Raw genomic sequence first — 20,397 nt, 5'->3', positions numbered from 1 at the left:
GAGCGCTTTCGCCGGATGATCCCGCTCCGGCGGCGCCCGATTTGTCTTTCACGTCCTATATAGGAAGCGGCAGCCGCCGCTGCCCGTCAGTTTTCGGCCGGTGGCGTCGTCTCTGCCGGCGGAGCGAGGGTCTGCGACGGTGCCGCCTGTCCGGCCGGCGCCTGGTCTGCGGGTGCCTGCTCGGCCGGCGCTTCGCCTTCTGTTGGTTCCTTGCCGAGGATGCGGGCGCGCAGCTGCGGCTCGATGTCTTCCGGCAGCACCGCTTCGAGCTTCAGCACCAGCGCGTCGAGGAACGGTTTCGACTTGGCGTTGTTGACCCAGTCCGGGCGGTGCTTGACGTCGATCAGCCAGTTCCAGAAGGCGACCGCGACCACCAGCAGCAGGATGCCGCGGGCCGCACCGAAGAGGAAGCCGAGGGTGCGGTCCAGCGCGCCGATGCGGCTGTCGATGATGAAGTCGGCGATGCGCGTGGTGATGAAGGAGATGACGATCAGCGCGATCAGGAAGACGATGCCGGCGGCACCGGCAAGCGCGATGCGCTCGTCGCTCGTGTAGTTCTTGATGTAGGGAAGCACCAGCGGATGCAGGTAGTAGGCGGCGGCGACGGCGCCGACCCAGCTTGCGATCGAAAGCACCTCGCGGGAGAAACCGCGAACCATGGCGAGAACGGCGGAAAACAGGACTACGCCGATGACAATACCGTCAAAAATAGTGATGGGCATCTAAATCAACTCCAAGACGGCCGGCCCCGGCCTGCGTGATCGTCATCGCGTTCGGTGATCCCATACACCGCATTGCGGCCGAAAAAGGATCAATTGCCGTCCATCTCCTCTACGGCCCTCACCCTGGACCCGGCGATGCGCGCGACCAGGTCGGGAAGGCTTTCGATCTCGCTCCACCGCCCCGCCGTGCCTTTCGGCAGATCGGGCGAGGCCGAAGGGAGCACCGCACGTGCAAAGCCGAGCTTTTCCGCTTCCTTCAGCCGTTGGGCCGTGTGCGCAACCGGCCGGACGGCGCCGGACAGGCTGACCTCGCCGAAATAGACGCAATCGGCGGGAAGGGCAAGTCCGGCCAGCGAGGAAACCAGGGCCGAGGCCACAGCCATGTCCGCGGCCGGTTCCGAGATGCGGTATCCGCCGGCGACGTTGAGGTAGACGTCGTGGCTGCCGAGCCGCACGCCGCAATGGGCCTCCAGCACCGCGAGGATCATCGAAAGGCGGGAGGAATCCCAGCCGACGACGGCCCGTCGCGGCGTGCCGAGCGAGGTCTGGGCCACCAGTGCCTGCACCTCGACGAGAACCGGCCGCGTGCCTTCCATGCCGGCAAAGACGGCGGCTCCCGGGGCTTTTTCGTTGCGTTCACCGAGGAAGAGCTCGGACGGATTGGCGACTTCGCGCAGGCCGCTGTCCGACATTTCAAAGACGCCGATCTCGTCCGTCGGGCCGAAGCGGTTCTTGACGGTGCGCAGGATGCGGTAGTGATGGCCGCGATCGCCCTCGAAGTAGAGGACCGCGTCGACCATGTGCTCGACGACGCGCGGGCCGGCGATCTGTCCGTCCTTGGTGACATGGCCGACGAGCACCATGGTGGCGCCGGTCTGCTTGGCAAAGCGAATCATTGCCTGCACGCCGGTGCGGACCTGGGTGACGGTGCCGGGCGCCGAATCGGCGGTGTCGCTCCACAGCGTCTGGATGGAATCGATGATGACGAGGTCCGGCCGTTTGCCCTCGGCGAGGGTCGCCAGGATGTCCTCGACATTGGTTTCGGCGGCGAGCAGCACGTCGGTCTCCGCCGCCTGCAGGCGCTGCGCCCGCAGCCGGACCTGCGCGACCGCCTCTTCGCCCGAGACATAGATGACGCGCCGGCCCTTGCGCGAGAGCGCGGCTGCCGCCTGCATGAGAAGCGTCGACTTGCCGATGCCCGGATCGCCGCCAATCAGAACGGCCGAGCCGCGCACGAAACCGCCGCCGGTCGCCCGGTCGAGCTCGGCCATGCCGGTCGGGATGCGCGGCGCCTCCTCGATCTCGCCGGAGAGCGAGGTGAGCGTCACCGGCCGCCCCTTCTTCGGCACCTTGCCGGGGCCGGCACCGATGCCGCCCATCGGGTCTTCCTCGACGATGGTGTTCCACTCGCCGCAGCCGTCGCACTTGCCGGCCCAGCGGGTGTGGACGGTGCCGCAGTTCTGGCAGACGAATTGGGTTCGGGCTTTGGCCATGGATCAGGTTTCGCTTTCGGGGAAGTCTTCGGTGGTGGTGTCCTGGCGGCCGTGCATCACGCGGAGGACAGTGACGGCTTCGTCGGTGACACGGACAAAGAAGCGCCGGTTTCGATAGACGAAGACACGGATGTCGCCGCCCATGTCTTTCACGCTCGCGCCGGTGAGGCCGAGGCGCGCCAGGTTTTCGATCTTGTTGTAGAGGTCAAGCGCAAACCGGTTGGCAGCGACCGGGCTGAACCTTGCAATATGGCGATAGATCGACCGGAGATCCTGCCGTGCCTTTCTCGACCAGACAACCTCACGGCTTTTGGGCATCGTTCTCGGCGCGCTGCAAATCCGCCAGGAACTCCTCGGCACTTTCGTAGGTGTGGACGCGGCCGGCTTCCACGTCGTCGACCCCTTCCTGGATCAGCATGCGAAGGTCCGCTTCGTCCCGTTCGCGCAAGAGCCGGAGACCTGCGGTCACCACCTCTTCGGCGCTGTCGTAGAGGCCAGAGCTGATCTGCTTCTCGACGAACTTCTCGTCGCGCTTATTCAACTGGATGTTTGGCACGGTCAGCTCCGCTTGGCAGATGGTGCAAGGGTCGTTCGCGAGAACAATAGCAGAACAAATCCCTGCTTGCCAGAGGTCAATTCTCGTCTTCGAGATAGTGCCGCTCGTAGCGAAGACCGAGGCCGACGAGCATTTCGTAGCCGATCGTGCCGCCGGCGCGGGCGACCTCGTCGACCGGCATGTTCGGGCCGAAAAGCTCGATGTAGTCGCCGGCCCTGACCGCACCATCCGGCAGGTCGGTGACGTCGAAGATCGTCAGATCCATGGTGACACGGCCGGCGACCGGCACGCGCTTGCCGGCGATGAAGCCGCTGGCGCCGGGGATGTTGGTCTGGCGGAGCGGAACGCCGCTGCCCGAGAGGCTGCGCAGATAGCCGTCGGCATAGCCGGCCGAGGCGATCGCGAGCCGGCTGTCGTGGGCAAGCGTCAGGGTGCCGCCATAGCTCACCGTCTCGCCCGCCGCCGCCTCGCGGACCTGGAGAATGCGCGCCTCGGCCTTGGCGACCGGGCGCATCGGGTTTGCGACGCCGTTGACGGCCTCGCCGCCGTAGAGCGCGATGCCCGGACGGGTGAGGTCGAAGTGGTAATCGGACCCGAGGAAAATTCCAGCAGAAGCTGAAAGACTTGATTCGATCCCTTCGAAAGCGGCGCTAACCTCGCGGAAAGATTCCAGTTGCCGGCGGTTCATCGGCGATGAGGGGTCGTCCGCGCAGGCGAGATGGCTGAGCACGAGCACCGGCGAGAAGCTCGCCGGACGCGATACGTCGCCGGCCAGTTCGAAGGCTTCCTTCATGCTGAGGCCGAGCCGGTTGAAGCCGGTATCGACATGCAGCGCACAGGGGTGGTCGCCTCGTTCCGAGACGGCCGCCATCCACAGCGCGAGCTGTTCCTCGGAGGCGATCACCGGCACGAGGTCGTTGTCGAAGAAGGTCTGCTCGGCACCGGGCCAGAGGCCGGAGAGCACGAAGATGCGCGCGTCCGGCGCATAGGCTCGCAGTGTCGCTCCTTCCGAAGGAACCGCGACGAAGAAATCGCGCGCGCCCGCCTCGTAGAGCGTGATGCCGGCGTCCTCGATCCCCATGCCGTAGGCGTCCGCCTTGACGACCGCAGCAGTGCGCGCGCTGCCCGAGCGCCGCGCCATGTCGCGCCAGTTGTCGGCGAGTGCGCCGAGATCGACGGTGAGCCGCAGCGGCGCGTTGAGAAAGTCTTCGGGAAGCTCCGGGATTTCGGTGAGAGCGGTCATCTGGCACTATGCATCGTATGGGGGGAAGCGGAAGGGTCGGAGAGGCGACCCGGCGACAGCCCGACCCTATCACTTTTGTTCAAGACTGGAATGGTCGAGTGCGGTAATATTTTGCGATGCACAACGTTTCGCAGACAGAGGCGGCGAGCGGCATGCCGCTGACGATGGCCGAACGCACCAATTTCTGGCGCGACGGCCGCTTTGCGGGCATGGAATGCCTAAGCGCCACCTTCCGCACCCACGAATACGCCCCGCACGCCCACGACACCTTCTCGATCGGCGCGATCGAAAGCGGCAGCCAGATCGCCCGCATCCGCGGCAGTCGCGAGGAGACCGGCCCCGGCCATCTCTACCTCATCAACCCGGAAGTCGTGCATGACGGCGCGCCGGGGGCGGACGGCTATCGCTACCGCATGATCTACCCGAGCGAGGCGCTCTACCGCGATGTCCTCGAAGACGTCACCGGCAAGGCCTGCCACGGGACGCCCGCTTTCGCCCGCGGCACGCCGCTCGACCCGGAACTGGCGCATGCCTTCCACCGGGCGCACCTTGCGCTGGAAGACAATGTCGGCGCGCTCGAGGCGGAGGAGAGCATGTTCTCGGTGCTCGCGGCGATCTTCGTCCGCCACGGCAGCCGGCGCATCTCGCCCGTCGATACGCGCGAGCGTACCGCCGTCTGGCGCGCGCGCGACCATCTCTCGGAGAATTTCGCGAAAGACATCGGCCTCGACGAACTCGCGACGACGGCCGGCCTGTCGCGCGCGCACCTGATCCGCGCCTTCCGCAAGGAATTCCATATCACCCCGCATGCTTTCCTGACCGACATAAGGGTGCGGCAGGCACGCACCCTCTTGCGGCTCGGGCGGCCGATCGCCGATGTCGCCCTCGATTGCGGCTTCGCCGACCAGGCGCATTTCAGCCGGCATTTCAAGGCGCGCACCGGCGTCACCCCCGGCCAGTTCCGCAAGGGCTGATCACTTTCCTTCAAGACCCGTCGGTCGCCTTTGCCTATGAGCAGGGTCTCATCGACAAACAGGATGCCTGACATGCCGGACCATCGTGGCGGCCGCGCCGCCGAAGTCTTCTCCGCCATGCGCCGTATGGCGCCGCTGATTACAGCCGTGATCCCGATCGGCCTCGTCTTCGGGGCGGCGGCGGCGGGCAACGGCCTTTCGCCGCTCGAAGCGACGCTGATGAGTGCGCTGGTCTTCGCCGGCGGTTCGCAATTCGTCGCCATGGATATCTGGACGCATCCGGCGAGCTGGGCGGCACTCGGCGTCTCCGCCTTTCTCGTCAACATCCGCCACGTCCTGATGAGCGCGTCGCTCGCGCCGAAGCTCGGGCATTTTCCCGGCTGGCGGAAGTATCTTTCGGTGCTCTTCCTGACCGACGAAGGCTGGGCGGTCGCCGAAACCCACGCGGCGACCGCCACGCTCACACCGCTCTGGTACGCCGCCGCCGTCATTCCCTTCTACCTCGCCTGGGTGGCGTCCGGCCTTGCCGGTTCGCTCGCCGGCGCCTTCCTCGGCGATCCGGCCGTCACCGGGCTCGATTTCGTCTTCTCAGCCGTCTTCATCGTGCTCGTCATGAATTTCTGGAAGGGCGCGCGCACCGGACTGGTACTCCTTGCAAGCGGGCTCTCTGCCGTGCTGGTGCATGCGGCCGTGCCGGGCGTCTGGTATATCCTCGCCGGCGCACTGGCCGGTGTCGCCACGGCCGTTCTCATGCCCGAGCGCAAGGAGGTCACGGCATGACGCTCGATCCGCAGACCCTTCTCGCGATCCTCGCCATGGCGGTCGCAACCGCCGCCACCCGCATCGGCGGGCTCGTCCTCTTCGGCTTCCTGACGCTCGACCGGCGGCAGAAGCGGGCGATGGAGGCGATCCCGCCGGCGGTGCTGATGGCAGTCGTCGCACCCACGGCGCTCGCCACCGGACCGGCGGAGACGATCGCCGCGGCCATCACGGCGCTGGCGGCGCTCCGCCTGCCGCTGCTCGCCGCAACCGCACTCGGCGTCGCGGCCGTCGCGGCGTTGCGGGCAATGGGGCTCTGAAGCCGGCCCGCGACGTTACAATCGTCAGCGAGCCGAATAGGCGACCGCGGCACGGCGCTCCAGGTATTTGCTGAACTTCGACAGCGGGAAGCAGATGACGAAATAGATCAGAGCCACGAAGCCATAGACGATGAACGGCTGGAAGGTCGCGTTCGTGACGATCGTTCCCGCCTTTGACAGCTCGACAAAGCCGATGATGGAGGTCAGCGCCGTGCCCTTGACGACCTGGACGGAAAAACCGGCGGTCGGAGGGATGGCGATGCGAAGCGCCTGGGGCAGGATGACGAGGCGCATCTGCTGGACATGGTTGAGGGCGAGGCTTTGTCCGGCCTCCCATTGGCCCTTCGGGATCGATTCGACGCAGCCTCGCCAGATCTCGGCCAGGAATGCGGCGGTCCAGCAGATCAGAGCCGCCGCTGCCGCAAGCCATGCCGGTACGTCGATCCCGAAAAGCCCGAGGCCGAAGAAGGCGAGAAACAATTGCATCAGCAGCGGCGTGCCCTGAAAAAGCTCGATATAACCGCGCGCCAGATTCCGGACGAATTTCGACTTGCCGATCCGCAGGAACAGGATCGCCAGCGCGACAACGCCGCCGCCGAGGAACGACACCATGGACAGTACCAGTGTCCAGCGGGTGGCCAGCAACAGATTGCGCAGGATATCCCAGGTCGAAAAATCGCTCATCGTGCCGGCACTTTCGGGAATATCCGGCGGCCGACCAGGGCGAGCAGTTGGCGCAGGATGATCGCCAATGCCAGATAGATTGCTGTCGAGAGCGTGTAGGCCTCGAAAGCCCTGAACGTGCGCGACTGGATGAAGTTGGCCGCGAAGGTAACGTCTTCGGCGGCGATCTGCGAGACAACCGCCGATCCGAGCATGACGATGACGATCTGGGAGGAGAGTGCCGGCCAGATGCGCTGCAACGCCGGCACCAGTACGACGAGGCGGAAAGTCTGCAGGGGCTTGAGAGCAAGCGCGGCCCCGGCCTCGAACTGGCCCTTGGGCGTCGCTTCGATACCGGCGCGGATGATCTCGCAGCTGTAGGCGCCGAGATTGATGATCATTGCAAGATTTGCGGCCTGCAGTTCGGAAAACCGAACCCCCAAAGAGGGCAAGCCGAAGAAGATGAAGAAGAGCTGGATCATGAACGGCGTATTGCGGATCAGCTCGACATAGGCGGCGACCGGCGGGCGCAGCATTCGCGGTCCGAGTGTCCTTGCCCAAGCGCACAGAACTCCGAGAAGGACGCCGACCACGGCGCCAACCAGTGTCAGTTCGACGGTGATGAGAAGGCCGTTGAAGATGATGGGGCCGTATTCCCAGACCCAGCCGAAATCGAAAATATAGTGCACGGCGCCCGCCTGTGTCTGCAGAATGGGCCGCCACCCGTCCAGGCGGGCGGCGGTGTCCGGTCAGTCGATCAGAGATCTGCCGGCAGCGACGTGCCAAGCCACTTCTCGGCAATCGTGTTCAGCGAGCCATCCGCCTTGGCGGCGGCGATGATGCCGTTGACTTCTTCGAGCAGGGCGGGTTCGTTCTTGTTTAGGCCCACATAGCAGGGCGAGTTTTTGATGAGGAACTTGGGTTCCGGCCGCTTCGGCGGGTTCTTCTCGAGAATTGCGGCGGCGACCACGTTGCCGGTCGCAACCGCCTCGACCTGTCCGGAAAGGAAGGCGGAGATCGTGCCGTTATTGTCCTCGTAGCGCTTGATGGTGGCGTCTTGCGGCGCGACCTTCGTCAGTTCGAGATCCTCGATGGCGCCGCGAGTCACGCCGACGGTCTTGCCGGCGAGATCGGCGGCCGATTTGATCTCCAGACCCGCCGGAGCGAAGACGCCGTTGTAGAAGGGGGCGTAAGCCGCAGAAAAATCGATCACCGCCTCGCGCTCGGCATTCTTGCCAAGGCTCGATATGACCAGATCGACCTTGTTGGTTTGCAGATAGGGGATGCGGTTGGCGCTGGTCACTGGAACGATCTCGACCTCGACGCCGAGCTTGCCCGCGATCAGCGTCGCCATGTCGATATCGTAGCCCTTTGGTGCCATGTCTGCGCCAACGCTGCCGAAGGGTGGGAAATCCTGCGGTACGGCGACGCGCAGCTTGCCGCTGGATTTGATGCTTTCCAGCGCGTCGGCCAGGGCTGGAAGCGGTCCGGCGAGAGTGGCCGCGACGACGGCTGCTGCGGCGACGGCACGTGCCATGAAGGTTCTGCGTTGCATGAAATGCTCCTGTTCTATCTGGAACAGCAGGAGCAATCCGCGTGCCACTTTCGCCGAGCCTGTAAGGACGCAGTGTCGTCCGGTTTCTCAGGATTTGCCGAAATGCCCCGGAAGGCCGGGAATTTGACAAAACGCAATCGAATTCGCGCAGGGGCGTCGGAGACGCCGTCGCGCAAGGTGAAACCCTGCCGCATCCCGCGACCACAACCTGTAAGATCGATGATCTTTGAAAGCCTGCTATCAGCAGAAGCAGATGCAGGATTTCGATGATCAAAAGATGGGCACGCGGCCCTTCGCGTCAATGCTCTTCGTACTGCGTGAAACTCGGGTCGGCGAGGTCGGCGAAGCGGGTGTATTCGGCCTGGAAGGCGAGCTTGACGGTGCCGGTCGGCCCGTGGCGCTGCTTGGCGATGATCACGTCCGCCGTGCCCTTGACCTTGTCCATCTGCGCTTCCCATTCGGCATATTTCGGGTCGGCGGGATCGCGCGGTTCCATGTTCTTCACGTAGTATTCCTCGCGGAACACGAAGAGCACGACGTCCGCGTCCTGTTCGATCGAGCCCGATTCACGCAGGTCCGAGAGCTGCGGGCGCTTGTCGTCGCGGCTTTCGACCTGACGGGAGAGCTGCGAAAGCGCGACGATCGGCACGTTGAGTTCCTTGCCGAGCGCCTTGAGGCCGGTGGTGATCTCGGTGATCTCCTGCACGCGGTTCTCGCCGGCCTTCTTGGAGCCGGTCATCAGCTGCACGTAGTCGACCACCAGGCAATCGAGGCCACGCTGGCGCTTCAGGCGACGGGCGCGCGCGGCGAGCTGGGCGATCGAAATGCCGCCGGTCTGGTCGATATAGAGCGGCACCTTCTGCATGGTCTGCGAGAAGCCGACGAGTTTTTCGAAGTCGTGCTCCGTGATGTCGCCGCGGCGGATCTTCGAGGACGAGACCTCGGTCTGCTCGGACATGATACGGGTGGCGAGCTGTTCGGACGACATTTCGAGCGAGTAGAAGCCGACGACGCCGCCGTTCCTGGCCTTGAAGGAACCGTCGGGCAAGACCTCCGGCTCGTAGGATGCCGCAATGTTCCAGGCGATGTTCGTCGCAAGCGAGGTCTTGCCCATGCCCGGCCGGCCGGCGAGGATGATAAGGTCGGAGCGCTGCAGGCCGCCCATCTTCGAGTCGAGCGAATGGATGCCGGTGGAAATGCCGGAGAGATTGCCGTCGCGTTCGAAGGCGGCGCCGGCCATGTCGACGGCGAGTGCCACCGCATCGCTGAAGGCCTGGAAGCCGCCGTCGTAACGGCCGTTCTCGGCGAGCTCGAACAGGCGGCGTTCGGTGTCCTCGATCTGCGCCTGCGGCGGCATGTCGAGCGGCGCATCATAGGCGATGTTGACGACGTCCTCGCCGATCTGGATCAGCGCGCGGCGCAGTGCCAGATCGTAGATCGCGCGGCCGTAGTCCTCGGCGTTGATGATCGTCACGGCCTCGGAGGCGAGGCGGGCGAGATACTGCGCCACCGTCAGGTCGCCGACCTTCTCTTCCGCCGGCAGGAAGGTCTTGATGGTGACCGGGTTCGCCGTCTTGCCCATGCGGATGATCTCCGAGGCGACCTCGAAGATCTTGCGGTGCAGCGGCTCGTAGAGATGAACGGGCTTCAGGAAGTCCGAGACGCGGTAATAGGCGTCGTTGTTGACCAGGATCGCGCCGAGAAGCGCCTGTTCGGCCTCGATGTTGTTCGGCGCTTCGCGATAGAGCGGTTCGGCCTGCTGGGGGGGCGTGATCTTGCGCACAGCGTCGTTCATTGTGGGCTACCGTTTCCCTCTTTCGTGCTCGTCGACAGCCATCCGGTTTGACGATCGACGACAGGATAGTCAACAGCAATCGGGCGATTCCACGCCCGCTCGCGCGGCGGACGGCCGATGCCGGCAGTTGTCCCTTTTATCCACAGGCCGGCGGGTTTTCCGCGTGGACAGGCGGGAATTCCGCTTGCGTACCGCTGGCGGGCGCGAATCGCCTGGCAGGGCTGATTCTACACCGTGGCGGAAACGTTCGGAGGGGATTCTGCGGTGCGCCCCCCGCAAAAGAAAACGCCCGGGCCAGAGTGGCCCGGGCGTCCAAATCCGGCTTGCGACGGATATTATTCCTGTTCGCCTTCGAATTCGGCTTCCGGGTTGAAGAAGTCTTCCGGACGCAGGGCGTCTTCGTCGACGCCGTAGATCGCGTCAGCCGAGGTCAGGCTTTCGCCCTTGGCCTGGCGTTCGGCTTCTTCGGCCGAGCGGGCGACGTTGAGCTCGATAGACAGCTCGACTTCGGCATGCAGGTGCAGGGTGACCTGGTGCAGGCCGATCGACTTGATCGGCTGGTTGAGTTCGACCTGGTTGCGCGAAACGTTGAAGCCTTCGGAGGCCAGGATCTCGGCGACGTCGCGAGCAGCGACCGAGCCGTACAGCTGGCCGGTTTCGCCGGCCGAGCGGACGACGATGAAGGACTTGCCGGAGAGGGCGTCGGCGACCTTCTGGGCTTCCGACTTGCGCTCGAGGTTGCGGGCTTCCAGCGTGGCGCGTTCGGCTTCGAAGCGGGCCTTGTTGGCGGCGTTGGCGCGCAGCGCCTTGCCCTGCGGCAGGAGGTAGTTGCGGGCAAAGCCGTCGCGAACCTTCACGGTTTCGCCCATCTGGCCGAGCTTGGCGATGCGTTCGAGAAGAATGACTTCCATTTTCGTTTCCTTTCAGTCTCAAGTTCAGGTGTTGCGGTTGTCAGGTTTGTCGGCGGATCGCGCCGGCGTCAGCGCCACGGTCCGCCGGGTGTCCGACAGGCCGAGGACGAGAATGAAGAAGGCGGGCAGCAGAAGCAGCGCCGAGAGATAGGCGAGCACCAGCGCCGGCACGCGCCAGTCCTTGCCGCGGGTGCGCAGGTGCAGGGAGGCGAAGCCGGCGACGAGGAAACCCGCGCCGAAGGCGCCGCAGACGGTCGCGCCGACAAGGGCCGGCACGCCGCCGTAAAACGTCGCGAGAATGCCGGCCAAAAAGACGAAGAGCGCGTTGCGGTTCATCCTGAGTGCCGACGGGATGTCCTCCCTCGGACGCAGGCCGTGGCCGGAAGCGGCGACGATCCGCACGGCGACGTAATAGGCAGAAAAGAGCATCAGCACCCAGGTGCCGCCCTGCACGACCGGCAGCATGGTCAGCATCAGGCGCTTCAGCTGCGCGACGCTCGCCGCATCCGGCGCCATTGCGGGGTTCTCGCCGCCCTGGACCGACTGCAGCAGCGTGTCGACCATCTGGCTGACCAGGTCCGGGCCGTAGCCGATCATGATCCCCAGGACGACGACGGCGAGCGCAACCAGCGAGCAGAGATGCAGCAGGATGTCGGAGAGCGGATACCAGGCCATCAGGTTCTGCGGTCCGCCGAGCTCGGAAGCCGGGCGCGCGAGGTTCGCAAGATGGCTGAGCCAGCCCGCCGGCAGCAGGGTGAAGATCGCCATCGCGAAGGCGAAGAGCGGCGAGACTGCGAGCGCGCCGATGGCGGCGGCGGTGATGACGGCGGTGATCGCGGCGATATTGCCCCAGCCGAGGCCGACGATGAGAACGGGAAGGGCGGAGGCCGCGTAGAGAAGGGAGGCAAACGACGGCTGCGCGTTCGCGCCCAGCACCAGCAGGGCGGCGGTGATGCCGGCGAGAACGCCGGTCAGCAGCAATGTCGCATTCACCTGTTTCACGTCGCTGTCCTGCTTTTCGAAGCAGTTAGGGGAAAATCCGGATTCAACTTGCGAGGTCCGGTCCCCAACATGGGTTTTCAAAGGTGCCGATCCGCGCCCATCGCGGAAGGGCGAAATCGACCCGCCGACCATTGGTCAGCGGGTCGAAATGTCGGATTACGCTACGACGTAGGGCAGCAGGCCGAGGAAACGGGCGCGCTTGATGGCCTGGGCCAGTTCGCGCTGCTTCTTCTGCGAAACTGCAGTGATACGGGACGGAACGATCTTGCCGCGCTCGGAAATGTAGCGCTGCAGGAGACGAACGTCCTTGTAGTCGATCTTCGGTGCGTTCGCGCCCGAGAAGGGGCAGGTCTTGCGACGACGGTGGAACGGACGGCGTGCCGGAGCAGAGGATGCATCAGCCATTGTGTTTTCTCCTTGTGCTCGAAATTACGCGCGGTCTTCGCGCGGACGACGCTCGAAGCCACCTTCACGGGGGCCACGGTCCGGACGCGGGCCACGGTCGCCGAAGTCGCGGCGCGGGCCACGATCGTCGCCTTCACGGCGCGGACGGTCGTCGCGGTCACGCTTCTGCATCATCGCGGACGGGCCTTCTTCGTGGGCTTCGACGGCGATGGTCATGTAACGAAGAACGTCTTCGTTGATGCGCATCTGGCGTTCCATTTCATGGATGGCGGCCGCCGGAGCGTCGATGTCCATGAGGGCGTAGTGCGCCTTGCGGTTCTTCTTGATGCGGTAGGTGAGGGACTTCAGGCCCCAGTTCTCGATGCGCCCGACCTTGCCGCCGTTAGCTTCGATGACGCCCTTGTACTGTTCGACGAGGGCATCAACCTGCTGAGCGGACATATCCTGCCGGGCAAGGAATACATGTTCGTAAAGAGCCATTGTAAGCTTTGCCTTTCTTGCGGTTGTCGTCACCCGGATCCGGCGCTAAGCCTCAACGACTGCTCTTGGAACTGGAAAACCAGGCAAGAAAAGCGTTTGATCGAGACGGTCGAGAGCGGAGACACGGGAGGCCGGCAACCCTTCGATGCCTGCGATCCTTGGTTCAAGGACCTGCCCTCCGTTCAGCCACCAGCCGAAAGACCGGGTGTTTTGAACAGCGCGCTTATACGGATTTTTCCGGGAAAGGCAAGGCTGAAATCCGGTGACGCACCGCGGCTCAGGTCAGGAAAGCCAGATATCCGGCGTAGGAGAGGAGCAGCGCGACCCCGAACAGGCGGCCTACCGGCCGGTCGAGCAGGATGGCAGCCGTGAGGAGGATGGCTGCGGCCAGCATCACCGGGACGTCGAGCCGGGGAAAGCGCGGCGCCACGGGAACGGGCAGCACCAGCGCCGTCAGGCCGAGGATGAAAAGAATGTTGAAGATGTTCGATCCGACGACATTGCCGACAGTCACATCCGATTGCCGGCGGGATGCCGCGACGACGGCGGTCGCGAGTTCCGGCAGGCTGGTGCCGACCGCGACGACCGTCAGCCCGATCACCGCCTCGGAGACGCCGAAGTCGACGGCTAGCTTCGTTGCGCCGCGAACGAGCAGTTCGGCGCCGGCAAACAGCGCCATAAGGCTCGCGGTGATCAGGATGACGATCCGCGACCACGGCAGTTCCTCGCCTTCGATCGTCTCGACGATGCGCGTCGACGGATCGCGCCGGGCCTTGCGGTAGCCCTGCCGCAGATAGACGCCGAGGAGAACCACCATCACCAAGCCGGCAAGCCGTCCGACGGCGCTGAACTGCACGAGCAGGAGCATCAGCACCGTGGCGGCGAGCATCACCAGCGCGTCACGCCGCACGGCACCGTCCCATTCCTTCATCGGCGAGATGACGGAACCGACTCCGATGATGAGAAGCGTATTGGCGATGTTGGAGCCGACGACGTTGCCGAGCACGAGGCCCGGTGAGGCCGCGAAGGCGGCCCGCAGCGACACCAGGAGCTCCGGCAGCGACGTGCCGAATCCGATGACGACCAGCGAGACGAGAAGCGTCGGAATATCCAGCCGGCGGGACAGGGAAACGGTGCCGCGCAGCAGCCATTCCGCGCCGAAATAGAGGCAGACCAGGCCGCTCGCTACGAGGAAGTAATCCATGTCGCTCCGCTTCGCCGTCCAGACCGCTCCATTGGAGCAGCCCGGACGGTCATGCGCAACCTGTAATGGCGTCTTCTGCCTGCTTCGTGATGCCGCGGGCGGTCTCACATCGGCATGGGATAAAAGCGATGGACCTTGGCGATCTCGGCGAGCACCTCGTCGGAGAGCGTAAGGTCTGCTGCCGAGACGTCGGTCTTCAGTTGTTCCATGCTGGTCGCGCCGATGATCACCGAGGCCATGAATGGCCGGGTGAGGCAGAAGGCGAGTGCCATCGCGGACGGATCGAGGCCGTGCTTGCGGGCGATCTCGACATAGGCGCGTGTCGCCGGCTCCTGGCGTGGTTGCAAGCGCCCGCCGATATCGCCGTTGATCGAGCCGCGGGAGCCCGCAGGCTTTTGTCCGTCGAGATATTTGCCCGAGAGAATGCCGCCGGCCAGCGGCGAATAGGCGAGCAGGCCGACATCCTCATGGTGCGAGACCTCGGCGAGGTCGAGATCGAAGCTCCGGTAGAGGAGGTTGTATTCGTTTTGCAGCGTCGCCACGCGCGGGAGACCCTTCTTTTCCGCGAGCGCGAGATACTTGAGTGTGCCCCAGGCCGTCTCATTGGAAAGGCCGATCGCACGGATCTTGCCGGCCTTCACGCAGTCGTCGAGCGCGGACAGCTTCTCCTCGATGTCGGCGACCGCCTTCTCGCGATCCTGCTTGAACGGATTGTAGGTCCACGCCTGGCGGAAGTGGTAGTGGCCGCGGTTCGGCCAGTGGATCTGGTAGAGGTCGATATAGTCGGTCTTCAGCCGCCTCAGGCTCGCATCGACCGCCTCGCGGATCGCCGCGCCGGTGATCGGCTCGCCGCCGCGGATATAAGGCCGTCCGGCGCCGGCGACCTTGGTCGCCAGCACGACATCCTTGCGCTTGCCGGTTTTCTCGAACCAGTTGCCGATGATCGTCTCGGTGTCGCCGTAGGTCTCGGCGGAGAGCGGGGTGGTCGGGTAGAGTTCGGCCGTGTCGAAGAAATTGATGCCGCGGTCGAGCGCGTAGTCCATCTGCGCGAAGGCTTCCGCCTCGGTGTTCTGCGAACCCCAGGTCATCGTCCCCAGGCAGATTTCGGACACGGTGATGCCGGTGCGGCCAAGTTTGTTGTACTTCATGAAGACGTTTCCGTTGCTGGAAAGAATATCGGAGGGCGGGAATAGCCTTCCGAATCTAGGTCGATTTCGCTGCACTGCAAGCGCGTTCTTTCCATGCCTGCACCGGCACGCCGATCCCGCTCTTCCGCCTCTGGACAACGCACTGCGAGCGGGGCAAAGCGGCCGGCCTGCACTTGACTCCCTTTGAAAACCCGTCAAAGGGAGAGAAAAAAGTCAGGGAAGAACATAATCCCGAGAAGGATTGGACCATGAGTGTGGCATTTACGTTCCCCGGCCAGGGCAGCCAGGCCGTCGGCATGGGCAAGGAGCTTGCGGAGACCTATCCCGAAGCCCGTGCGGTTTTCGAGGAAGTCGACGAGGCGCTCGGCGAGAAGCTCTCCTCCGTCATGTTCGACGGCCCTGAAGAGACCCTGACGCTGACCGCCAACGCCCAGCCGGCGCTGATGGCCGTGTCGATGGCCGTCATCCGCGTGATGCAGGCTCGCGGCCTCGATCTCAAGTCGAAGGTCGCCTTCGTCGCCGGCCATTCGCTCGGCGAATATTCCGCGCTCTGCGCCGCCGGCACCTTCTCGCTCGCCGATACTGCCCGGCTCCTGCGCATCCGCGGCAATGCCATGCAGGCTGCCGTTCCGGTCGGCGAGGGCGCCATGGCCGCAATCATCGGGCTCGAGCACGGCGACGTCCAGTCGATCTGCGTCGAGGCTTCTGCCGTCGGCCCCTGCCAGATCGCCAACGACAACGGCGGCGGCCAGCTGGTGATTTCCGGCGGCAAGGCCGCGGTCGAAAAGGCAGCTGCCCTTGCGACCGACAAGGGCGCCAAGCGCGCCATCATGCTGCCTGTCTCCGCACCCTTCCATTCCGCCCTGATGGGCCCGGCCGCCGAGGCCATGCGCGAGGCGCTCGCCAAGGTCGAGAAGAAGGACCCGGTCGTGCCGCTGATCGCCAATGTCCGCGCCGCGCCCGTCACCGCCGCTGACGAGATCGCCGCCCTGCTGGTCGAACAGGTCACCGGCCAGGTCCGCTGGCGCGAGACGGTCGAATGGTTCGCCGCAAACGGCGTCACCACCCTCTATGAACTCGGCTCCGGCAAGGTCCTGACGGGGCTTGCCCGCCGCATCGACAAGTCCGTGAACGGCATCGCCGTCAATACGCCGGCGGATATCGACGCCGCGCTCGCTGCTCTTCTCGCCTGATACCCCGTTTCAAAAAACAAGGATTGCGATCATGTTTGATCTGACCGGCCGCAAGGCTCTCGTCACCGGCGCAACCGGCGGCCTCGGCGAGGAAATCGCCCGCCAGCTGCACGCGCGCGGCGCCATCGTCGGCCTGCATGGAACGCGCGTCGAAAAGCTCGAGGCGCTCGCCGCCGAGCTCGGCGACCGGGTCAAGGTCTTTCCGGCGAACCTGTCGAACCGCGACGAAGTGAAGGCTCTCGGCGAGAAGGCGGAAGCCGATCTCGAAGGTGTCGACATCCTCGTCAACAATGCCGGCATCACCAAGGACGGCCTCTTCGTGCGCATGAGCGACGAGGACTGGGACAGCGTGCTCGAGGTCAACCTGACGGCGGTCTTCCGGTTGACCCGTGAACTCACCCATCCGATGATGCGCCGCCGCTTCGGCCGCATCATCAACATCACCTCGATCGTCGGGGTTACCGGCAATCCGGGTCAAACCAATTACTGCGCCTCGAAGGCCGGCCTGATCGGCTTCTCGAAGTCGCTCGCCCAAGAGATCGCCACCCGCAACGTCACCGTCAACTGCGTCGCGCCCGGCTTCATCGAGAGCGCCATGACCGGCAAGCTCAACGAGAAGCAGAAGGACGCCATCATGGGGGCGATCCCGATGAAGCGCATGGGCACCGGCAGCGACATCGCCGCTGCCGTCCTCTATCTTGCCTCCAACGAGGCGGGCTACGTCACCGGCCAGACGCTTCACGTCAACGGCGGCATGGCGATGATCTGACGCCTGCGCACAATGTGCGCGGGATTTGCATGTTGAGCAGCCTCTCGCCGGTAATTTTCAGGCTTTGCGAAGGGCTTAAAGCATGTTAAGCGGGCCAAGACTGTGTACAGTCGCCCCGAAATGACAGGCGGCAGTTGTGCCTAGGTTGCTGTTCGTTGTGGATTGGGCTGAACGAGTTTGCCGGTGAGGTTGCAAAAGCATCGATCGCCGGTTTGATACAGGGTAGGGGACCGTCGCGGCGCCCCGATGTAAAGAAGGTCGAGGAAACCGACATGAGCGATATCGCAGAACGCGTGAAGAAAATTGTAATTGACCATCTCGGCGTTGATGCCGAGAAAGTCGTCGAAGGCGCAAGCTTCATCGACGACCTGGGCGCCGACTCGCTCGACACGGTCGAATTGGTCATGGCTTTCGAAGAAGAGTTCGGCGTTGAAATCCCGGACGACGCGGCCGATTCCATCCTGACGGTCGGCGACGCGGTAAAGTTCATCGAGAAGGCTCAGGCCTGATCGTTGGCATGCAAGGCAGGCGGATCGCCCTAGATCCGGCCTGCGGAGGCCCGCTCCTGGCGGGCCTTGCTGTTTTCAGACCGAAAGAACAGGTGGGCTGCGGACTATGAGACGGGTCGTTATCACCGGTACCGGCATGGTATCGCCTCTGGGGTGTGGAACCGAGGTGACGTGGTCGAAACTCCTGGCCGGGCAGAGCGGCGCGCGCCGCGTGACCGAGTTCGAGGTCGATGACCTGCCGGCACAGGTCGCCTGCCGTATCCCGACCGAAGGCGAGGGCGCGTTCAGTCCCGACGACTGGATGGAGCTCAAGGAGCAGCGCAAGGTCGACAATTTCATCATTTACGCGATCGCTGCCGCCGACATGGCGCTCGAGGATGCCGGCTGGCACCCCAAGAGCGACGAGGACCAGATCGCGAGCGGCGTGCTGATCGGCTCCGGTATCGGCGGAATCGAAGGGATCGTCGAGGCGGGATTCATCCTGCGCGACAAGGGTCCGCGCCGCCTGTCACCGTTCTTCATTCCCGGACGTCTCATCAACCTCGCGTCCGGCCAGGTCTCCATTCGCCACAAGCTGCGCGGCCCGAACCACTCGGTCGTCACCGCCTGCTCGACCGGCGCCCATGCCATCGGCGACGCGGCGCGCCTGATCGCGCTCGGCGATGCCGATGTGATGGTCGCCGGCGGCACCGAATCTCCGATCAGCCGCATTTCGCTTGCCGGCTTTGCCGCCTGCCGCGCGCTGTCGACCGCCCGCAACGACGATCCGACCCGCGCCTCGCGTCCCTACGACAAGGACCGTGACGGCTTCGTCATGGGCGAGGGCGCCGGCATCGTTGTGCTGGAAGAGCTGGAGCACGCAAAGGCCCGCGGCGCCAAGATCTATGCCGAGATCGTCGGCTATGGCCTTTCCGGCGACGCCTACCACATCACGGCGCCGTCCGAAGACGGTGAAGGCGCGCAGCGCTGCATGGCGATGGCGCTGAAGCGCGCCGGCCTGACACCGGCCGACATCGATTACATCAACGCCCACGGCACCTCGACCATGGCCGACGTCATCGAGCTCGGTGCGGTCGAGCGGCTCGTCGGCAATTCCGCCTCGAAGATCTCGATGTCTTCGACGAAATCGGCGATCGGTCATCTGCTCGGCGCCGCCGGCGCCGTCGAGGCGATCTTCTCTGCGCTCGCGATCCGTGACAATATCGCGCCGCCGACGCTCAACCTCGACAATCCCGAAGTGGAAACGGCGATCGACCTCGTGCCGCACAAGGCGCGCGAGCGTCAGATCGATGTCGCGCTTTCCAATTCGTTCGGATTCGGAGGCACCAATGCCTCGCTGGTCCTGCGTCGCTACCAGGGATAACCTGCCGGCGGGCCGGATGCGCCGGAACGACGCTTTCGGGAAGGATGCCGTGTACCGGTTTTCGCCGCAATGTCCGGCGAAAGAGCGGCTGGACCGAAATGAAGAGGAGTGCCGGTGAGCGAGATCGATCAGAACAGCGGGAATGAAGTCGGCCGCGGCGCGGAGCCCGCGTCCAAGGGACCGATCATTCCGAAATCGCCGGCCGAAGCGCTGAAGCCGGAACGGGTTCCTGCACCTCCGAAGCGCTCGCGCAAGGCGCGCAGCCAGCTGGTGATCTTCCTCAATTTCCTGATGACGCTGACGGTCACGGTTTTCGTGATCGCCGTCGCCGGTTTCTATTACGTGATGTCGGCCTATCAGGAGCCGGGACCGCTGCAGGCGAATGTCAATTTCGTCGTGCGCAACGGCGCCGGTCTCAACGAGATCGCCAACAATCTCGAGCGGAGCGGCGTCGTCACCGATTCCCGCATCTTCCGCTATGTGACGGCCACCTATCTCGACGAGAACGAGACGCTGAAGGCCGGCGAATACGAGATCAAGGCGAAGGCTTCGATGAAGGAGATCATGGATCTCCTGAAGTCGGGCAAGTCCATCCTCTACGCGATCTCCTTCCCGGAAGGGCTGTCGGTCAAGCAGATGTTCAAGCGGCTCGCCGACGATCCGGTGCTCGAAGGCGAACTGCCGGCGGAACTGCCGGCCGAAGGGGCGCTGCGGCCCGACACCTACAAGTTCTCCCGCGGCACGAAGCGCGACGAGATCATCAGCCAGATGATCGCGGCGCAGCAGAAGGTCATCGACCAGGTCTGGGAGAAGCGCGACCCCGATCTGCCGCTGAAGAGCAAGCTCGAACTGGTCACGCTCGCCTCTATCGTGGAAAAGGAAACGGGCAAGCCGGATGAACGCGCCCATGTCGCTTCCGTCTTCTACAATCGTCTGCAGAAGGGCATGCGTCTCCAGTCGGACCCGACGATCGTCTACGGCCTCTTCGGCGGCGACGGAAAGCCGGCCGACCGCCCGATCTTCCAGTCGGACCTGAAGAAGGAAACGCCCTACAACACCTACCTGGTGAAGGGCCTGCCGCCGGGGCCGATCGCCAATCCGGGCCGGGAGGCACTCGAAGCGGTCGCCAATCCCTGGCGCACCAAGGACCTCTACTTCGTGGCCGACGGCACTGGTGGACACGTCTTCGCGGCGACGCTCGAAGAGCACAACGCCAACGTCAAGAAGTGGCGCAAGATCGAGGCGGAGCGTGGGGTCGAACCCGACGTGGTGATGGACGCTCCGGCGCCGAACAACTAGCGGTCCGATACCGGCGTCCGCATTCCCGGGCTCC

The 20,397-nt window shown here is 64.6% G+C and carries 23 protein-coding genes; 8 read left to right on the top strand and 15 right to left on the bottom strand.

The window, feature by feature from the left end:
• Positions 1-86 precede the first annotated feature (86 nt).
• The 5 genes from EUU22_RS07435 to alr all read right to left on the bottom strand — a co-directional run bounded on the left by EUU22_RS07435 (position 87) and on the right by alr (position 4,014).
• On the bottom strand, positions 87-722 hold the full coding sequence (locus tag EUU22_RS07435; RefSeq protein ID WP_129331368.1) for a CvpA family protein: 636 nt from the start codon (positions 720-722) through the stop codon (positions 87-89).
• 89 nt (positions 723-811) lie between these two features.
• Complete coding sequence (radA, locus tag EUU22_RS07430) at positions 812-2,215, bottom strand: DNA repair protein RadA (protein ID WP_129331367.1); 1,404 nt, start codon at positions 2,213-2,215, stop codon at positions 812-814.
• A gap of 3 nt (positions 2,216-2,218) precedes the next feature.
• Positions 2,219-2,533, bottom strand: a complete 315-nt coding sequence (locus tag EUU22_RS07425) for a type II toxin-antitoxin system RelE/ParE family toxin (RefSeq protein ID WP_129331366.1) — start codon at positions 2,531-2,533, stop codon at positions 2,219-2,221.
• On the bottom strand, positions 2,517-2,771 hold the full coding sequence (locus EUU22_RS07420) for a type II toxin-antitoxin system ParD family antitoxin (protein ID WP_129331365.1): 255 nt from the start codon (positions 2,769-2,771) through the stop codon (positions 2,517-2,519). The genes EUU22_RS07425 and EUU22_RS07420 overlap by 17 nt, the downstream gene beginning before the upstream one ends.
• Before the next feature lie 76 nt (positions 2,772-2,847).
• Positions 2,848-4,014: an alanine racemase gene (gene alr / locus EUU22_RS07415; RefSeq protein WP_129331364.1), complete on the bottom strand. Its 1,167-nt coding sequence runs from the start codon at positions 4,012-4,014 to the stop codon at positions 2,848-2,850.
• Between the two features lie 152 nt (positions 4,015-4,166).
• Between alr and EUU22_RS07410 the strand changes: the two genes are divergently transcribed.
• The 3 genes from EUU22_RS07410 (at position 4,167) to EUU22_RS07400 (ending at position 6,067) form a co-directional block, all read left to right on the top strand.
• On the top strand, positions 4,167-4,988 hold the full coding sequence (locus EUU22_RS07410) for an AraC family transcriptional regulator (protein WP_245484933.1): 822 nt from the start codon (positions 4,167-4,169) through the stop codon (positions 4,986-4,988).
• A gap of 72 nt (positions 4,989-5,060) precedes the next feature.
• Positions 5,061-5,768: an AzlC family ABC transporter permease gene (locus EUU22_RS07405; RefSeq protein WP_165351102.1), complete on the top strand. Its 708-nt coding sequence runs from the start codon at positions 5,061-5,063 to the stop codon at positions 5,766-5,768.
• Entirely contained in the window at positions 5,765-6,067 is a 303-nt protein-coding gene (locus tag EUU22_RS07400) for an AzlD family protein (protein ID WP_129331361.1), read from the top strand. Before EUU22_RS07405 ends, EUU22_RS07400 begins: the two co-directional genes overlap by 4 nt.
• Positions 6,068-6,091: 24 nt before the next feature.
• Here EUU22_RS07400 and EUU22_RS07395 read toward each other — a convergent pair whose 3' ends face one another.
• From EUU22_RS07395 to EUU22_RS07350, 10 genes are all read right to left on the bottom strand, one after another.
• The gene (locus tag EUU22_RS07395; protein ID WP_129331360.1) at positions 6,092-6,751 is read right to left on the bottom strand and encodes an amino acid ABC transporter permease; all 660 of its coding nucleotides are present in this window, start codon (positions 6,749-6,751) and stop codon (positions 6,092-6,094) included.
• Positions 6,748-7,419 carry an amino acid ABC transporter permease gene (locus EUU22_RS07390; RefSeq protein ID WP_129331359.1) on the bottom strand — a complete coding sequence of 224 codons (672 nt, stop codon included), beginning with the start codon at positions 7,417-7,419 and terminating at the stop codon, positions 6,748-6,750. The genes EUU22_RS07395 and EUU22_RS07390 overlap by 4 nt, the downstream gene beginning before the upstream one ends.
• Positions 7,420-7,487: 68 nt before the next feature.
• A complete protein-coding gene (locus EUU22_RS07385) occupies positions 7,488-8,285 on the bottom strand; it encodes a transporter substrate-binding domain-containing protein (RefSeq protein ID WP_129331358.1) in 798 nt (265 codons plus the stop codon).
• A 298-nt stretch (positions 8,286-8,583) separates the two neighbouring features.
• Positions 8,584-10,080, bottom strand: a complete 1,497-nt coding sequence (locus EUU22_RS07380; RefSeq protein ID WP_129331357.1) for a replicative DNA helicase — start codon at positions 10,078-10,080, stop codon at positions 8,584-8,586.
• Between the two features lie 335 nt (positions 10,081-10,415).
• The gene (gene rplI / locus EUU22_RS07375; RefSeq protein ID WP_129331356.1) at positions 10,416-10,991 is read right to left on the bottom strand and encodes a 50S ribosomal protein L9; all 576 of its coding nucleotides are present in this window, start codon (positions 10,989-10,991) and stop codon (positions 10,416-10,418) included.
• Positions 10,992-11,015: 24 nt separating this feature from the next.
• On the bottom strand, positions 11,016-11,993 hold the full coding sequence (locus EUU22_RS07370) for a DUF2232 domain-containing protein (protein ID WP_129331355.1): 978 nt from the start codon (positions 11,991-11,993) through the stop codon (positions 11,016-11,018).
• A 156-nt stretch (positions 11,994-12,149) separates the two neighbouring features.
• Positions 12,150-12,398: a 30S ribosomal protein S18 gene (gene rpsR / locus EUU22_RS07365; RefSeq protein ID WP_028736123.1), complete on the bottom strand. Its 249-nt coding sequence runs from the start codon at positions 12,396-12,398 to the stop codon at positions 12,150-12,152.
• 24 nt (positions 12,399-12,422) lie between these two features.
• Positions 12,423-12,878, bottom strand: coding sequence for a 30S ribosomal protein S6 (gene rpsF, locus EUU22_RS07360; RefSeq protein ID WP_112686884.1), 456 nt, complete (start codon positions 12,876-12,878; stop codon positions 12,423-12,425).
• 277 nt (positions 12,879-13,155) lie between these two features.
• A complete protein-coding gene (locus EUU22_RS07355) occupies positions 13,156-14,082 on the bottom strand; it encodes a calcium/sodium antiporter (protein ID WP_129331354.1) in 927 nt (308 codons plus the stop codon).
• Between the two features lie 104 nt (positions 14,083-14,186).
• The gene (locus tag EUU22_RS07350) at positions 14,187-15,230 is read right to left on the bottom strand and encodes an aldo/keto reductase (RefSeq protein WP_129331353.1); all 1,044 of its coding nucleotides are present in this window, start codon (positions 15,228-15,230) and stop codon (positions 14,187-14,189) included.
• A 248-nt stretch (positions 15,231-15,478) separates the two neighbouring features.
• On the opposite strand from EUU22_RS07350, the gene fabD reads away from it, so the two are divergent.
• The 5 genes from fabD (at position 15,479) to mltG (ending at position 20,363) form a co-directional block, all read left to right on the top strand.
• Positions 15,479-16,423, top strand: coding sequence for an ACP S-malonyltransferase (fabD, locus tag EUU22_RS07345; protein WP_129331352.1), 945 nt, complete (start codon positions 15,479-15,481; stop codon positions 16,421-16,423).
• Between the two features lie 31 nt (positions 16,424-16,454).
• Entirely contained in the window at positions 16,455-17,192 is a 738-nt protein-coding gene (gene fabG, locus EUU22_RS07340) for a 3-oxoacyl-[acyl-carrier-protein] reductase (protein WP_129331351.1), read from the top strand.
• A 272-nt stretch (positions 17,193-17,464) separates the two neighbouring features.
• The gene (locus tag EUU22_RS07335; protein WP_027507378.1) at positions 17,465-17,701 is read left to right on the top strand and encodes an acyl carrier protein; all 237 of its coding nucleotides are present in this window, start codon (positions 17,465-17,467) and stop codon (positions 17,699-17,701) included.
• Positions 17,702-17,807: 106 nt separating this feature from the next.
• A complete protein-coding gene (gene fabF / locus EUU22_RS07330) occupies positions 17,808-19,064 on the top strand; it encodes a beta-ketoacyl-ACP synthase II (protein WP_129331350.1) in 1,257 nt (418 codons plus the stop codon).
• A 123-nt stretch (positions 19,065-19,187) separates the two neighbouring features.
• The gene (mltG, locus tag EUU22_RS07325) at positions 19,188-20,363 is read left to right on the top strand and encodes an endolytic transglycosylase MltG (RefSeq protein ID WP_439329130.1); all 1,176 of its coding nucleotides are present in this window, start codon (positions 19,188-19,190) and stop codon (positions 20,361-20,363) included.
• The last annotated feature ends 34 nt before the right edge of the window (positions 20,364-20,397 follow it).

It is taken from the genome of Ciceribacter ferrooxidans (assembly GCF_004137355.1).
Classification (GTDB): domain Bacteria; phylum Pseudomonadota; class Alphaproteobacteria; order Rhizobiales; family Rhizobiaceae; genus Allorhizobium; species Allorhizobium ferrooxidans.
This window is presented reverse-complemented; position numbering and strand designations above follow the sequence as displayed.